The sequence below is a fragment of the Alteromonas sp. ABH4_457 genome (assembly GCF_056160625.1).
This window is the reverse complement of the sequence record NZ_JBSWXN010000008.1, coordinates 234,331-249,660: the sequence shown is the minus strand read 5'-3', so window position 1 is coordinate 249,660 and position 15,330 is coordinate 234,331. Positions and strand designations below refer to the sequence as shown.

The following is a 15,330-nucleotide window of genomic DNA, read 5'->3' as shown; positions in this document are numbered from 1 at the left end:
ATAAGTTATCGTTAAAAACAGCCACCTTCGGGTGGCTGTTTTGTTTCCGGCTTACTATACCCGGGTATGAAAGAACGTTAGCAAGTTCCCGCCCGCTTCCTTGTCAGTTTTGTATACTTGTTCCATATTTAATCAATTGCATTACTGAATAAGGAAGTGTCCGTGAACAAATTTTTATCGGCCTGTCTGGTCCTTGCAGGTTTATCTCTGGGTGGTTGCGCCACGTGGAATCCGCCCTCGCCTATGCTGGAAACAGAGGTATTTAAGAAGCTCGTCAGTATAAAGCCTGTGGAGCCGCAGGAAAAAATTTACCGGCAGTACGTCAGTGACGGTATTTACCTCCAATTCGAGCGCATGGACGAAAATAATATTATTTACGGCTGGTATACCTGTACCAACTGTAACTGGACCCGTTCTAAATTTCTCGCGCTGTATGACGGCAGCTACCTGTATATGACATACGGGCATCATGAGGAGTTTTTCCTCGAATCTCCTAAAGATGTCCGTCACCATCCGGAAAATTCACACTGGTCATGGAGTGTGATTGAAAAGTATCAGCTTGAAGGCCGGAACCTGATAAAGCTGGGTCAAATTCGTAAATGTGCGTCTGACAGCCCTCAGATCAAAGAGTGGTCTAACGTGCCATGGGCCTATGATGGTGAAACAGATTGTCAGTTTGAAGCGAACGGCAGATACAGCAAAATTTTTGTCGCAACCATCGATGAAACCTTAACGGGTAAACGCAGTTCTATCGTCGGTGAGGCAGCTGACACGATTTCAACCGAAGTTCGTGCCAAACTCGCTACACTTAAAGAGCTTTTCGATGAAGGGCTTATCAGTGACGCGGATTACGAAGAGAAACGTAAGGCACTTTTAGACCAGCTTTGAGTCATCCCTTATACTAACCTGCCGCACAATAGCACTTCCTTGCTGTTGCGCGGCCTCCCCTCCTGAGTTTTTTGTCTTCGTGACCTTGTCATCCCGCTGCGAATTTCATTAAATGGTTTGTCAGGCCTTTGCTGAACCAGGGAAAGTGATATGCGTTTGCGCCATATTGAAGTATTTCATGCCATTTATACCACCGGCTCCATTACCGGCGCTGCTAACTTACTGTATGTGTCTCAGCCATCGGTGTCTAAAGTACTGGCCCATGCAGAGCAACAGCTTGGCTTCGACCTTTTTCACCGCAACAAAGGCAAGTTAACGCCCACAGCGGAAGCAGAAATGATGTTTCCGGAAATCAGCAAAATTTATAAGCAACTGAATACGGTTAAGCAGCTTGCCAATAATATTCAACGGGGACGCAGTGGCATCATCAATATTGCTGTTACTCCTGCGCTGGGTTTCGACGTGCTTCCCCAAACCATGGCAATGTTCCGCCGGCAACATCCGGATGTTGCCCTGAATATTAAAACCGTACACAACCAGGAAGCGCTGCAAACCCTGCTGGCGCACAAATGTGATGTCGCCGTACTGTTTTCATCTCCCGAATTGCCCGGTGTGGCAGAACGTCAGCTATGTGAACAGGAAATGGTAGTGATGTATCCCAGACAAGCTTTCAACGAAGCGCCGGAAACACTGACCATCAGTGATTTACAAAACCTGGACATTATCGGGATCTGGGAAAGCGGACCGTTAGGAGAAATGGCCTGGCGTCACATAGAACAGTCCGGCCTGGATATTAAAACGCAAATCCAGGTGGATACCTATTACATCGCCGCGCGGCTGGTTGATGCAGATCTGGGATGCTGTATTGTTGACAGACTGACCGCTGAGGGTAATCAGACAGAAAAAACCGGTATTGCCCGGTTCGCCCCTTCATTAACGTTCACCGTAAAAGCGCTTTCTCTGGACAGCCGTCCGGTATCCAAACTGTGTGAAAGTTTCCTCGGTACACTGTCCGACACTATCGGGCGGATAACCTGACGTTATACCCTTGCCAAAAGTTACTACTTATCACCGGCTCTCCGGCCTTTTACACTGCCTGAAATAACACACTGACCTTACAGTGATTTCTTCTCAGAATTTTCAGGATGCACTATGGTACTTACTCCTCCTTATTTGCTCTTCATTGGCAACGCCACCGATCCGCTCAGCATAAAAATGGCAAAAAGCGTGGCTGACTGGAACCCGGATGCCTGCATCGGTGAATACCGTTTGCCGGGTTGCGAGGTCACCACCGGCTGCCCGTCAATGACTATAGATGAGGCGGTTGATGCCGGCGCCAACACTTTTGTGCTGGGCTTTGCAAACAGCGGCGGTTTTATTGATGAAGCGTGGGTTCCTACAATCGTAGAAGCCATTGAAGCCGGCATGCATGTTGTCAGCGGCCTGCACGATAAACTCACCAGCATCCCAGCCGTGGTGGAAGCCGCGCAGCGTTGTGACCGCCAGCTCATTGATATCCGTCATCCCACAGCCCGCTTCAAGACAGGAAAAGGTATCAAACGTACAGGTAAGCGTCTGCTGACAGTTGGTACCGACTGCTCTGTGGGCAAAATGTACACTTCACTGTGTCTGACCAGAGCGCTGGAAGAAGCCGGTCAGAAAGCGACTTTCCGTGCTACCGGGCAAAGCGGCATTCTGGTTGCCGGAGAAGGCGTCGCTATCGACTGTGTGGTAGCAGACTTCATATCCGGTGCTGTAGAAACACTCAGCCCTGACAACGACGAAGACCACTGGGATATTATCGAGGGACAAGGCTCCCTGTCCCATCCGGCCTTTGCCGGTGTCAGTTTAGGGTTGTTGCACGGCTCCCAACCTGATGCACTGGTGATCTGCCATGCGCTGAACCGTTCACACATGCGGGGGTTACCTCACTATCCACAACCGACATTGGAAGCTGTCATTGAAATGACTGTAAATGCTGCCAGATTAACGAATCCGGACGTGAAAGTTGTTGGCGTTGCGGTAAACACATCCAGTGTCAGTGAAGCTGAAGCAAAAGAGTACTGTGAAGAAACGGCTTCAAAACTCGGCTTACCGTGTACCGACCCGGTACGTTTTGGTGTCAGTGATATTATCGGGAACCTCTGATGGCATTAACAATTACAATTCAACACGAACGTTTTCCACTGGCGCAGGTGTTTCGTATTTCCCGGGGAGCCAAAACAGCAGCCGATGTGATACACGTGTCAGTGAGTGACGGCGAGCATACCGGATTTGGCGAATCCGTGCCCTATGGCAGGTATGGCGAGTCCATCGAATCGGTTGCGGCCCAGTTAGAACAGGTCAGGGCCAGCATTGTCAGCCTTGAAGATCATGCAGCACTACCGGAATTGCTGCCAGCCGGCTCTGCCCGCAATGCGCTGGATTGTGCCCTGTGGGACTTAACCGCAAAAGTAACCGGCAAACCGGTGACTGAACTACTTGATTTACCCGTTACGCCACATTGCTTTACCGCACAAACTATCAGTGTGGATACTGTCGAAAATATGCAGGCGTCTGCGCGTAAACTCAAAGGCGCGCCAATAATCAAAGTGAAGCTGGACCCCGATGCCGTTGTTGACAAGATCCGCGCTATTCACGAAGTCACGCCGGAAAGCCGGCTGATTGTAGATGCTAACGAAGGCTGGACCATCGAAGACTTGAAAGCCGTGGCTGAGCCGCTGAAAGCCTGCAATGTTGTACTCATTGAGCAACCCATACCGGCAGAGAACGATGACGTGCTTGAGTATTATGAATGCCCAATTCCACTTTGCGCCGACGAGTCCTGCCATACGTCAGCCGGGCTGGACGTATTGCGCAAACGCTATCAGAGCATCAACATCAAGTTAGATAAAACCGGCGGTCTCACCGAAGCTGCCGCTCTGTACAAAGCCGCAAGAGCAATGGATTTCTCTGTCATGGTAGGTTGTATGGTAGGCACGTCGCTGGCAATGGCGCCGGCTTATTTGCTGTGTGACGGCGCTGACTTTGTCGATCTCGACGGCCCTATCCTCATTGCACAGGACAGAGAAAACGGCTTCTGTTTCGACAACGGCAAAATGTGGCAACCCGATACGTTTTTGTGGGGCGGAGTGAATAGTCAGGAAGCCTAGCAAACGTTGCGAAAAATCTCCTGTAGTCATACACTTCCGGCATGCGGGATTTATCATTTAACTCACTAATGGCAGAGACAATCTCTGCCATTCATTCAGTCAACTTCGCTGCAACGTTAACAACGTTGCTTGACGCAATGCTGGAATTCGACTGTGTTGTGATTCTGGGCTGCCGGAACGACAAACACCCGGTTTATCTTCACGACTCCCTTAAAGATAACCGCGACCTTCTGTTCGAACTTTATCTCAAATCCTCTTTCAATGAAGACCCGTTTTTCAGGTACTTCAGCAAGCGGAAAAAAAGTGGCGTTTTTATGCTTAGCGATTTGAATATAGATCGCACGGACTACAACTCTTATTGCAGACATTTTTATCATCAGACTGGCTGGAAGGATGAGCTTGGCATGATGATTAATGTTTCTGACAGTAAGTCAGTTCTGTTTTGTTTTGGCTCAATCAGGAAGGCTACCCGTTTTACCCGTCAGAACACAGAGTTACTTACACGACACTTCACCGTTATCGAGGCTATTTGTCAGAAGCACTGGGGACAAACAGAGTTCATTTTTTCAGAAAGCGTCTATAACCCGACTCAACAAACGGACAATATGCGTCAGTTAATCTCATCCGCGCTGGCAACTTTCGGACAGTCAATACTCACTCCCAGGGAACAGGAAATCTCCATGTTGATTGCAAAAGGTTGTGATTCTAAGGAAATCGCTGTTGCTACCGGTATTTCTGAGGGAACAGTAAAAAATCACCGGAAACGAATCTATAAGCAGTTAAACGTCAAATCTCTGAGTGAGTTTTTCCAGCTGTTTCTTAATCACCTCATTACGCACGCTAAATAACGTTCTGTCCCTTTAGGGATATTCTGTAGATAAGTCCATTCCAGTACGCTCGCCTTATTAAATTGAAAGGCAGGTTATCAATGATGAATATCTTCAATGATCTAAATGACAGAGGATTGATATCCCAGACAAGCGATGTTGCAGAACTGCAAAACCTATTCGAGTCGCCGCAGACGATTTACTGTGGTTTTGACCCTACTGCAGGCAGTTTACACATAGGTCATCTGGTACCGCTTATTATGCTCAAACGTTTGCAGAAAGCTGGTCATAAAGTGATAGCGCTGATCGGCGGAGCCACAGGAATGATAGGCGACCCGAGCTTTAAAGACAGTGAGCGTACTTTAAATTCTGCAGAGCAAGTCGGTGAATGGGTTGAAAGGCTTGGTATTCAGATTAAAGAACTGGTGGGGGAGCCTATCCTGATTGAAAACAATGCTGACTGGTTTAGATCAATCAATATCATTGACTTCTTTCGGGACACTGGCAAGCACTTTTCGGTTAACGCTATGCTGAAACGTGACTCAGTAAAAAAGCGTTTACAACGTGCTGAACAAGGAATATCGTTCACAGAGTTCAGCTATGCGTTGTTACAAGCGCATGACTTTGCAGAACTAAACCGTCGCCACCAGTGCAAGCTGCAGATTGGTGGAAACGATCAGTGGGGAAATATTTTAGACGGTATTGATCTGACCCGCAGGCTCAATCAATGCAGAGTTTCCGGAATGACACTGCCTCTGATCACAAAAGCTGACGGCACGAAGTTCGGTAAAACGGAATCTGGCACGATTTGGCTTGACCCGGACAAAACCTCTGCTTACCGCTTCTTCCAGTTTTGGCTCTCAGTAGATGACAAAGACGTTTATAACCTGCTTCGCTATTACACATTTCTGAGCACAGAGGATATTGCAGCCATTGAGCTCGCAGACAAAACGCGAGGCAATAAACCTGAAGCACAGCAAATTCTGGCGAAAGAAGTGACAGCATTAGTGCACGGCCAGGCGTCTCTTGAAAGCGCTATAAGAATTACTTCAGCTTTGTTTTCCGGAGAGGTAAATAAGCTGTCACTATCAGAAATCAGACAGCTGGAAATGGACGGCCTGCCACTCGTGAAAACTCTGCAGCAAGAGCTTGTACTATTACTCACCCTGACCGGACTTGCGTCTTCCCGGCGTGAGGCCAGGGAACTTATTGCCTGCAATGCCGTTAGTGTGAACGGGAAAAAAGCGTCATCTGATACCAGCTCTGTTGGTCAGCCACTCTTCAACACATACTGGATTTTACAAAAAGGTAAAAAGCAATTTTGTTTAATCAAAAGAGAGAGCGAGGACAGCACAGAAAGAATGATGCGTGTCGCCAGCCCCGCACAATAAACAGAGCGTCACTACTGACGAAACTCCGGATATAAAGGCCTGTCTAGCAAGCCAGGCCTTCAAAGTTTTATGAATGCAGCGTATATACGTGCATAGTGACGTCTTTAATAAGGCCTTCCGACACTTCCTGAAACGCAGTGAAATGAGGCAATGTCATATGGTCATCAAGTGCCGCCTGAGATGTCCACTGCTCCATCACCAGCACTTCCACTTCTTCGTCAACTTCACGTAACCCAAGATCATACTGAATACAGCCTTCTTCCTTTCGTGAGTGTTCCTGCAACGTTTCAAACAACGCGGTCACTTTCGCTGCATCACTCAGCGATGTCCTTGCGGTGGCAATTACACATACAGTCATCATCAGTTCCTTTTTTGTCAGGGATTAATCCCACTCAGGTGAAAAGTCCGGCGTCGCTTCACGTTCGTTGCGGTTTAATTTGTCGATGGCATCCATGTCTTCGATAGCAAGAGTCAGCGATGCCCCTTTAAGGTTTGTCGCCAGATTTTCCCGCTTAGTCGATGACGGGATGGTCGCCAGACCGTGCCCCAGTTCCCATGCAATCACTACTTCGGCGGGTGACACTTCATACTTCTCAGCAATTTGTATCACCGTTTCGTCTTTCAACACTTTGCCCACAGCAAACGGCATATATCCTGTGATATGAATATCATTTACCGTACAGTATGCACGCAGCTTGTCGTTAGTTAAATGCGGGTGTACCTCTACCTGATTGGTAAAAATTTCCCCTTTTCCTAAAATCTGCTGCGCTTCTTCCAGGTGGGCAATCGTAAAGTTAGATACCCCGATATGTCTGGTCAGGCCCTGTGCTTTCGCTTTCGTCAGTTCACCCAGATACTCCTCCATGGACTCGCCGTTCTCAGGGGAAGGCCAGTGGATCAGCAGCAGATCAACATAACTAAGCTGTAATTTCTCCAGACTTTTCTTCACACTGGGCAGAAAGTCCTTGCTGTTCAGCTTGTTATTCCACACTTTGGTAGTGACAAATAATTCGTCTCTGTTAATACCGCTGTCTTTCAACGCACGGCCTACCGCTTCTTCATTTTCATAAATTTGCGCGGTGTCGATATGACGATAACCGACCTCCAGTGCATCTTTCACACAGTTGTATGCCACGTCGTCTTTTAACCGGAAAGTACCCGCGCCTAACTGAGGCATGGATGAATGGGATTCCATAAATTGCTCCTTCATGTGCTATGAAATGAGTATTGGGATGAAAATACTCAATCTTTACGATTTACGACTGAATTCAGATTAAGCAGGTTCAGTCGCAGAAAAATGAAGCGCAGTTTGAGGGATAGTTTAAATAACAAAAACAGTAATAGTGACAAAATACCTTTGTCTGAAATGATAGAGATATCATACCTGCTACTGTTACTGACATTTTTGTCAGGAAAGATTTTTGCCTCTTATTGCAGAATACCAATCGTCACGGCTGATTGCCCCTCTTTGATAGCCGGCATCTCATTAATCATCATCACTGTGCCCGCTACAGGCGAGGAAATGGTTTCTACCACATTTCCAAAGTAGTCCGTGACTTTGCCCAGCGACGCGCCTTTTTCAACCTTTGCACCAATTTTCACGCCTGGCAGAAAGAAGCCGGTATGATGACTTTTCGCCGAAGTCAGTGTTTCATAAAATACAGGCTCTGCATGCGGACCCGGCTCCCCCGGTAACATCTCTAAGAAATACAGCGCATTCCGTGATACCTGAACAGCATACTCCACTGATTCTTCCGTGTACTGCCCCAGGTGCCCGATTTCTGTAGTAAGACTCGGTACGCCTCTAGTCATGCCAGTGTTGGGGAACGAGATAGAATTGTCAGGGTCGCGGGGTCTGTCGCCATACATCACGATGTGTTGCATACCGGTGGCTTTAGCAAATTCATAAGTCAGATCATCAAGTGCTTTGTCACCCACAAATGGCGAATAGACATGATCCAGTAATTGTTGATTGGCACTACCTGAATGCATATCAATGAAGTAGTTGAATAACAGAAAAAGGGGCATTTGCCCCTTTTAAAACGAATAGTAATGGTCAGAATTGATAGCGGGCACTTACATTAACCGTTCGCGGTGTGCCTGGCTGAGTCCATAAAGCAGAATATGAATTATCGAAATACACTTCATCCAACAAGTTGTCGACAAACACCTTCACCTGCAAGGATTCGTTAATGTCTACATGCCCGGCAATACTCACCAGAGTATAGGACGGCAATACATATGACTGGTTAATCAGCTCTCCGGGACGCTCACCAACGTATTGGAATGACCCCAGCACCGCTGCGTCTTTACCGGAAACGGTAAACTCCCGTTGCGCGGTAAGCACAAACCGGTTCTCAGGAATGTTCAGCAACCTGGTCCCTGCCGGGATCTCAACACCCCAGTCGGAATTCGTTACTGTATTAGAAGTCGCTGCGTCCGTATAAGCATAAGACAAGCTCAGAGAGGTTTGCTCAGAAATATACGCTTTTACATCCAGTTCAAGCCCTTTACTTTCCGCTTCACCCAGCGCGGCTGTGAACCCGGAATTCACCGGGTCAGAAGCCAGTATATTCGACTTTTCGGCATTAAATAACGCCAGTGTACCGGTGATCCTGTCGCCTTCAGTAGAGAATTTAACCCCCAGCTCGTAAGACTCACTTTCTTCAGGCTCAAAAGAATTACCATCTACGTCGGCTCCGCTATTCGGACGGAACCCTTCAGAATAACTGGTGTAAAAGGTGAAATTACTATTCGCCTCAAACACAAAACCCACCCGCGGGCTGGTTGCCGTGCGATCCTGACTGGTCACCGATCCGTTCATGAAATTCTCAATATCCTGAGAAAAGTCATCGAAGCGGAAACCAACTAACAGCTTAAACTGCTCCGACAAATCTACCTGATCCTGAATGTAGAGACCTTGCGCACTTTGATTTTCTTCACGGTCCGTTAGGGGCGCAACCTCAGGCTGAACCTGGCCATATTCCGGATTTATTTTACTCACTGAATAAGTAGTATCGCCTGCTCCCCACGCCGTTCTCCAGCGCTGCATTTCCTGTTCAAAGGTGTAATCATATGCATCCACCCCGATCAAAATGTGATGAGTCATTTCACCGGTTTGTACCCGGCCACTCAGTTCTGCCCGCGCAGAAAGGTCCTTAGTATCGTAGTCTCTGTAACGACGCTGACGTGAGACAACAGGATTATCTTCGCTCAGCAGCTGGCGACCGGAAGACAACTCAACCTCTGTTGAGTAACCTTCGAATGAAGAATCACGGTAACTTAGACCGGCATTTACGTCCCAGTTTTCGTTCAAAGATGTTTGTAGTGACAATTGATGTCCTACAGCTTCAATATTCATGTCGCCGTCGGCTGGTTCGCCATAGAAGGTTTCACGGGGTACGCCGGTAAAGTTGTCACCCACAACCACAATGCCTCTGTCGAATGGCGCTTGCTGGTCGATTATCTCCAGTTCGTAAACCAGGTTTGTGGTGTCATTGAGCCGGTAAAGCACTGAAGGGGTGAAAATGAGCTTATTGCTTTCAACAGTGTCACGGAAACTACCCGCGTCTTCATAAGCTCCATTAACCCGGAAAGCCAGATCCGACGTGACTGCGTTGGTGTAATCACCTTCCAGACGATATAAATCGTAACTGCCTGCCGTTGCTTCAATATAGCCTTCCTGATCAAACTCAGGCTTTTTGGTAATAATATTGATGGTGCCGCCGGGTTCACCACGACCATACAGCGCTGATCCCGGACCTTTGAGAATTTCTATCGCTTCAATATTTGAGGCATCACGACGGCCACTGAATCCGCGGCCAACGTTAAAGCCGTTGACCAGATAACCCGAAGGTGAATTCTCATCACCTGCAAATCCCCGCACTGCAAAGCTGTCCCAGAGACCACCAAAGTTATTCTGGCTGGCAACACTTCCTGAAAGGGACAAGGCTGTTTGCAAATCGGTAACCCCAAAGGAATCCAGGGTTTCATCTGACAAGACTGTCACCGCTTGCGGTAAGGACTTTAGTGGCACATTGCCGCGATAAGCCTGGCGCAGAGAGGTCACTTCGACGTGTTCTACACTGTCGTCTTCTGCTTCAATATTTTGTGAAAAAGATTGAAAACTGGTACCGATAAGTATGGCGAGAGAGGTGAGCCTGGTCACCCGGGTTACTGAGGGTTTCACTGTGCAAGTTCCATTCTAAAAGATAATAATAATTAATAAACCAATATCATTTGATACATTATCACATATCATCAAAGTTTACTCTACTAATAATCAGAGCGGTCTGCTAAACGCCTTTTGGATGTCAACTAACGTAAAAAGCGCCACTTTTTTACGCGAGATATGTATACTTAGCGGTTAAAATTCCATCTGCTAAATATAAATTCAATAAGGTTTGCCGTGATCTCCCGCGTTTTCTTTTTTTGCTTTCTGGCACTCTTCCTCCAATCCTGCTCGCCAGCGCCGAAAGACACGACTTTACATATCAGCGGCCCTTTCGAGCCTGTCAACCTGGACCCGGCTTCCGCAGGCTATATGTTTACCCGGATGCAAATTATAGAAACACTGGTAGACGTGGATAATGATGGGAACCTGATACCGGGTCTGGCAACTTCCTGGAAAAGCAATGCAGATTTGACCCGCTGGACATTTAATCTCAGACCCGGCGTAACATTTCACGACGGCACATTGATGGACGCAGAGTCAGTGCGAAAGAGCCTTGCTGTGGCGCTGGGAAAACCGGCTCCCTTTCCGGTCGATATTGTCACCAACATTGAAATCGTTGACCCGCTCACGGTCAGTTTTACACTCAAAGCGCCTTACCGTCCTTTTCCGTCACTGCTTTCCAACTACACGACAGCAATATTATCGCCCGACTCATTTGGTAAATTTAACCGGATGAAGGCACTGATTGGTACGGGTCCTTATGTAATTACTGAATTCATACCGCCTCATAACATTAAAGCTAAGCGTTTTGAAAAATATCGCAATGGCCCTGCTACCATTGAATCCGTTGATTATGTAACCGGACACCGGTCAGAAACCCGTGCCCTCATGGTAAGAACTGGCCAGGCAGATATTGTTTTTAATCTCGATCCGCCGGCAACAGAAATGCTGAAACAGGATCCGGATGTAAATGTGCACACCCGTTATATCCCCAGAACGACTCTGGTCAAGCTTAACAGTGGGAACGAAAAACTCGGCGATGTGCGGGTAAGGCAGGCGCTGAGTCTGGCCATTGACCGTCAGGCCATCGCAGAAGGTATTCTTCATGTTAAAGGTGCTGAAGCTAATCAGCTGTTCGGGCCATCCATGGGCACCTGGCATGATGCTTCTTTGCCCCCTCTTGCTACAAATATTAAAAAAGCAAAAACGTTGCTTGATGAAGCAGGCTGGAAACTTCGTGATGACGGTATCCGCTACCGAGACGGTAAGCCGCTGTCCTTATCAATGATTACCTACGCAAACCGGCCGGAACTTATCACTATTGCCACGGCGATTCAGGCTCAGTGGCGGGAAGTTGGTGTTGAGCTTGCAGTGCATATGGAGAATGCCAGCGCCATACCTTCAGGTCACAGCGACGGCACACTGGAAACGGCTTTGCTGGCGCGCAACTTTGCCAATATCCCGGACCCTCTTGGCATCTTACTGGCCGACTTCACCTCGGTTGAAGGCGGAGAATGGGGCCCCATGAACTGGAGCAATGAACGGGTATTTTCCATCGTTAATCAGTTGGCGTCCGGTAAACCGGATGACAACTACTATGTGTTGCAAAAAGAACTTATCAGCACGCTGAACGAAGATATGCCGCTTATTCCGGTGGCATTTTATGTTCAGCAATCAGCCACATCTTCACGGGTCAGAAATTTCAGTTTCGACCCCTATGAGCGTTCGTTCAGAATCGACCAGATGCGCTTTCAGAGTAAATAAATGCTGAAAATACTACTCTCCAGACTTGGTCAGTGCTTTTTGATGGCGTGGAGCGTAGGCACACTCACGTTCATCCTTACCCGCCTGCTGCCGGGGGATATGGCCTATAAAATTGCAACCGGACGCTATGGCGATGATGCAGTCAGCACCGCTGCAGCCAATGCGGTGAACGCCGAACTAGGACTTGACCGGCCTGCTTTTCAGCAATATCTGGTGTGGCTGGGAGATTTACTCACCGGCGACCTGGGTACAAGCCTGGTGACCGGCGCGCCGGTTGTCCATGAGTTGCAAAACCAGATGAGCTTTACTCTGGTGCTGGCGTTCTGGGCTATTCTTGCAGCAGCGCTCATTGCCTTTCCTGTGGGGCTGTTGTGTGGTGCAAAAGCCGAAACCGTGCCAGACAAGGCTTCACTCATCACATCAACATTTATCCGCTCCCAGCCGGTATTTTGTCTGGGGCTGTTACTCATTTTTATTTTTGCCATGGAGCTGAACTGGTTCCCTGTGGCCGGATTCGGCAGCGCTGAGTACGCTGTACTTCCGGTACTGACTTTAGCACTCAGCCTGGCAGCAGTATCTAACCGGGTAGTCCGCAACAGTACCCGTCAGGCCGTTAACAGTGCTTACTTTCATTTTGCCCGCACCAAGGGACTGAGCTATGCACAAGCCTTCACCCGCCATGTAATACCAAACGTCATCGTGCCCGGCCTTGCCTTCATGGGTATTCAGCTCATCGGCCTGATTGAAGGGGTTATTATGGTGGAAAGTCTGTTTGCCTGGCCGGGTATAGGCCATGGTTTGTCTCACGCTGTTTTTGCCAGAGACATACCCATGTTACAAGGTACAGCGCTGGTCATGGGTATGTTGTTTGTGGCGATTAACACCCTTGTGGATATCAGCCAGCACTACCTTGACCCAAGAACGAGGCTGGAAAATTGATGTCTGTTTTTCACAGGCTGACCATGCAGCAACGGGCTGGCATGGTAATTCTGTTATGCCTCGCTGTCTTTGCCTTTTGTGCACCGCTTGCCGGCACCGATCCTGATGCACAGGATTTGCGCCATGCATTCGCCGCGCCGGGCGCAGAACACCTGCTAGGTACTGATCATTTTGGCCGCGACATGCTTGCCCGTCTGAGCGGCGGAATGCGGATTTCATTTGCGCTGGCGATAATCTGCGTATTCAGCGCAGCAGTAAGCGGTGTAGCCTGCGGTCTGGCCGCTGCCTGGTACCGGCGCTGGCTGGATACAGGTCTGAATTTTCTGGCCAACACGATTCTGGCACTGCCCGGGCTGGTTCTGATCCTCGTTTTTGCTGCAATTGTGCCCGGTTCATTTTTGATGATCTACATCGCCATATCGCTGGTGCTGTGGGTAGAGTTTTTCAGGCTCGTCAGAGCCATTACCCTGCCGGTTGTACAGGGAGAAGAGCTGGAGTCATCAGCATTGCCCGGCTTCGGAAAGTGGTATCTGTTCAAACGTCATATCTGGCCTGCCATTGCACCCGATGTGTATTCTCTTTCCGCCTTCGGCGCAGCGACATCGGTCATTGCTATGTCATCAACAGGATTTGTGTACGTCGGCCTAAAGCCTCCCACGCCGGAACTCGGCCTGATGATTGTGGAACTATTTCCGTATTACTATAAAGCGCCCTGGCTGTTAATAGAGCCCATTGCAGCACTGTTTTTAATGGTCTTTGCTTTCCAGCTTCTGGCGGGTAAACAGCCATGAATTCTGTGCTTCAAATAGAAAATCTGACCATCGTTTCTTCAGAAGGCACACTGGTAGACAACCTGAGTTTCACCGTCAGCCCCGGCGAGCCGGTAACGGTTATCGGAGAAACCGGCTCAGGAAAAAGTTTGCTGGCTCACACCATCATGGGAGACTTACCCAGGAATCTTCAGGCCACCGGTAAAGTGCTCACCGCCGGACATGATATGTTGCAGGCGCATGCCACGCAGACACCATCGTCTCTGTGGGGACGAACCATTGTCATGTTGCCACAGGAACCGGTGAAAGCCTTAAGCCCCCTGATGAAGCTCCGGCAGCAGGTTGGTGAAGTATTCAGATTTATCAGAAATCTCAGCGGCCACAATGCTCAGACATCGGTTGATGGTGCACTCGGGCGCACCGGACTGACTCAGGCTGCAGATAAAATACCGTCGCAACTATCAGGCGGTATGGCGCAGCGGGCCGCTTATACCTGTGTTGCGTCAACGTCTGCCGGAATCATGATTGCCGATGAGCCGACGAAAGGACTGGATAATCATCACAAAGCGGTTCTGGGTGAAGAGCTTCGTCAGTTCGCTAAAACGGGTACCCTGCTCACAATCACCCATGATATGAGCCTTGCAAAGCTGCTTGGCGGTAAAGTCATCATAATGCAGAAAGGTAAGGTTTTGGAAACCGGTGCAGCGGGCCGCGTGCTGAATACTCCGCGCTCCCCATACGGGCAAGCCCTGCTTAACGCCTTACCTGAAAACTGGACTCCACTGAGCACTAAGAAAAGGAGTTTTGCTCCACTGATCGCGTTGCAGGACTGCGCAATAAGACGTGGCACCGACGTTATATTTGACAATGTCAGTCTGGCATTAGGGAAAGGGGAAATTGTCGGCTTGACCGGTGACAGTGGTAGCGGAAAATCCACCTTGGGGAATGTACTTCTGGGATTACTTCCGGCAGACGGTAAGCGACACATTGCAGAGCCACTGGCCCGTCACAAAATGCTAAAAATCTATCAGGACCCGCCCAATGCTTTCGCTAAAAACGTGCCTGTTATTCAGCTTCTGGACGATGTCATCCGCCTTCATCAGCTGGACGACAGTGAACTAGACCCGCTGATCAATGAACTCGGGCTTTCCCGCCAGTTACTGCAACGGCACGCAGGCATGATCAGCGGAGGTGAATTACAGCGGGTCGCCCTTTTGCGGGCGCTGCTATTGAAACCGGCTTTCCTGGTCGCCGATGAACCCGCTTCCCGGCTGGACCCCATAACCAGTGAAGTGGTCTCACGGTTACTGGTATCAAGCTGCCGTGAGCGGCAGTGTACACTGCTCTTTATCAGCCACGACAGGCAACAACTGGAAAAGCTTTGTGACCGGGTGATCGATACAAACAGCCTCAGGCAGCAGTAAC

The 15,330-nt window shown here is 48.9% G+C and carries 14 protein-coding genes; 10 read left to right on the top strand and 4 right to left on the bottom strand.

What is annotated here, in order from left to right:
* Positions 1-162 precede the first annotated feature (162 nt).
* From ACXAGR_RS21010 to tyrS, 6 genes are all read left to right on the top strand, one after another.
* Positions 163-888 (top strand): SHOCT domain-containing protein, encoded by a 726-nt coding sequence (locus ACXAGR_RS21010; protein ID WP_474845014.1) that lies wholly within the window; start codon positions 163-165, stop codon positions 886-888.
* Between the two features lie 150 nt (positions 889-1,038).
* The gene (locus tag ACXAGR_RS21005; RefSeq protein WP_474852348.1) at positions 1,039-1,926 is read left to right on the top strand and encodes a LysR family transcriptional regulator; all 888 of its coding nucleotides are present in this window, start codon (positions 1,039-1,041) and stop codon (positions 1,924-1,926) included.
* 114 nt (positions 1,927-2,040) lie between these two features.
* On the top strand, positions 2,041-3,036 hold the full coding sequence (gene dgcN / locus ACXAGR_RS21000) for an N-acetyltransferase DgcN (protein ID WP_474852346.1): 996 nt from the start codon (positions 2,041-2,043) through the stop codon (positions 3,034-3,036).
* The gene (gene dgcA / locus ACXAGR_RS20995) at positions 3,036-4,040 is read left to right on the top strand and encodes an N-acetyl-D-Glu racemase DgcA (protein WP_474852344.1); all 1,005 of its coding nucleotides are present in this window, start codon (positions 3,036-3,038) and stop codon (positions 4,038-4,040) included. The genes dgcN and dgcA overlap by 1 nt, the downstream gene beginning before the upstream one ends.
* A 68-nt stretch (positions 4,041-4,108) precedes the next feature.
* On the top strand, positions 4,109-4,888 hold the full coding sequence (locus tag ACXAGR_RS20990; RefSeq protein WP_474852342.1) for a response regulator transcription factor: 780 nt from the start codon (positions 4,109-4,111) through the stop codon (positions 4,886-4,888).
* Positions 4,889-4,968: 80 nt separating this feature from the next.
* On the top strand, positions 4,969-6,258 hold the full coding sequence (gene tyrS, locus ACXAGR_RS20985) for a tyrosine--tRNA ligase (protein ID WP_474845024.1): 1,290 nt from the start codon (positions 4,969-4,971) through the stop codon (positions 6,256-6,258).
* 67 nt (positions 6,259-6,325) lie between these two features.
* On the opposite strand, the gene ACXAGR_RS20980 is transcribed toward tyrS, so the two are convergent.
* The 4 genes from ACXAGR_RS20980 to ACXAGR_RS20965 all read right to left on the bottom strand — a co-directional run bounded on the left by ACXAGR_RS20980 (position 6,326) and on the right by ACXAGR_RS20965 (position 10,447).
* A complete protein-coding gene (locus tag ACXAGR_RS20980; RefSeq protein ID WP_303573757.1) occupies positions 6,326-6,619 on the bottom strand; it encodes a putative quinol monooxygenase in 294 nt (97 codons plus the stop codon).
* Between the two features lie 21 nt (positions 6,620-6,640).
* On the bottom strand, positions 6,641-7,453 hold the full coding sequence (gene dkgB / locus ACXAGR_RS20975) for a 2,5-didehydrogluconate reductase DkgB (protein WP_474852340.1): 813 nt from the start codon (positions 7,451-7,453) through the stop codon (positions 6,641-6,643).
* Positions 7,454-7,686: 233 nt separating this feature from the next.
* Positions 7,687-8,286: a succinylglutamate desuccinylase/aspartoacylase family protein gene (locus ACXAGR_RS20970; RefSeq protein WP_474852338.1), complete on the bottom strand. Its 600-nt coding sequence runs from the start codon at positions 8,284-8,286 to the stop codon at positions 7,687-7,689.
* A 28-nt stretch (positions 8,287-8,314) separates the two neighbouring features.
* Complete coding sequence (locus ACXAGR_RS20965; protein ID WP_474845032.1) at positions 8,315-10,447, bottom strand: TonB-dependent siderophore receptor; 2,133 nt, start codon at positions 10,445-10,447, stop codon at positions 8,315-8,317.
* Positions 10,448-10,801: 354 nt separating this feature from the next.
* Here ACXAGR_RS20965 and ACXAGR_RS20960 point away from each other — a divergent pair, with 354 nt between their 5' ends.
* From ACXAGR_RS20960 to ACXAGR_RS20945, 4 genes are read left to right on the top strand one after another with little or no spacing between them, the layout of a single operon-like run.
* On the top strand, positions 10,802-12,196 hold the full coding sequence (locus ACXAGR_RS20960) for an ABC transporter substrate-binding protein (RefSeq protein ID WP_474852336.1): 1,395 nt from the start codon (positions 10,802-10,804) through the stop codon (positions 12,194-12,196).
* On the top strand, positions 12,197-13,135 hold the full coding sequence (locus tag ACXAGR_RS20955) for an ABC transporter permease (protein ID WP_474852334.1): 939 nt from the start codon (positions 12,197-12,199) through the stop codon (positions 13,133-13,135).
* Positions 13,135-13,926 (top strand): ABC transporter permease, encoded by a 792-nt coding sequence (locus ACXAGR_RS20950; protein ID WP_474852332.1) that lies wholly within the window; start codon positions 13,135-13,137, stop codon positions 13,924-13,926. The genes ACXAGR_RS20955 and ACXAGR_RS20950 overlap by 1 nt, the downstream gene beginning before the upstream one ends.
* Entirely contained in the window at positions 13,923-15,329 is a 1,407-nt protein-coding gene (locus tag ACXAGR_RS20945) for an ABC transporter ATP-binding protein (protein WP_474852330.1), read from the top strand. Before ACXAGR_RS20950 ends, ACXAGR_RS20945 begins: the two co-directional genes overlap by 4 nt.
* Position 15,330: the final 1 nt, after the last annotated feature.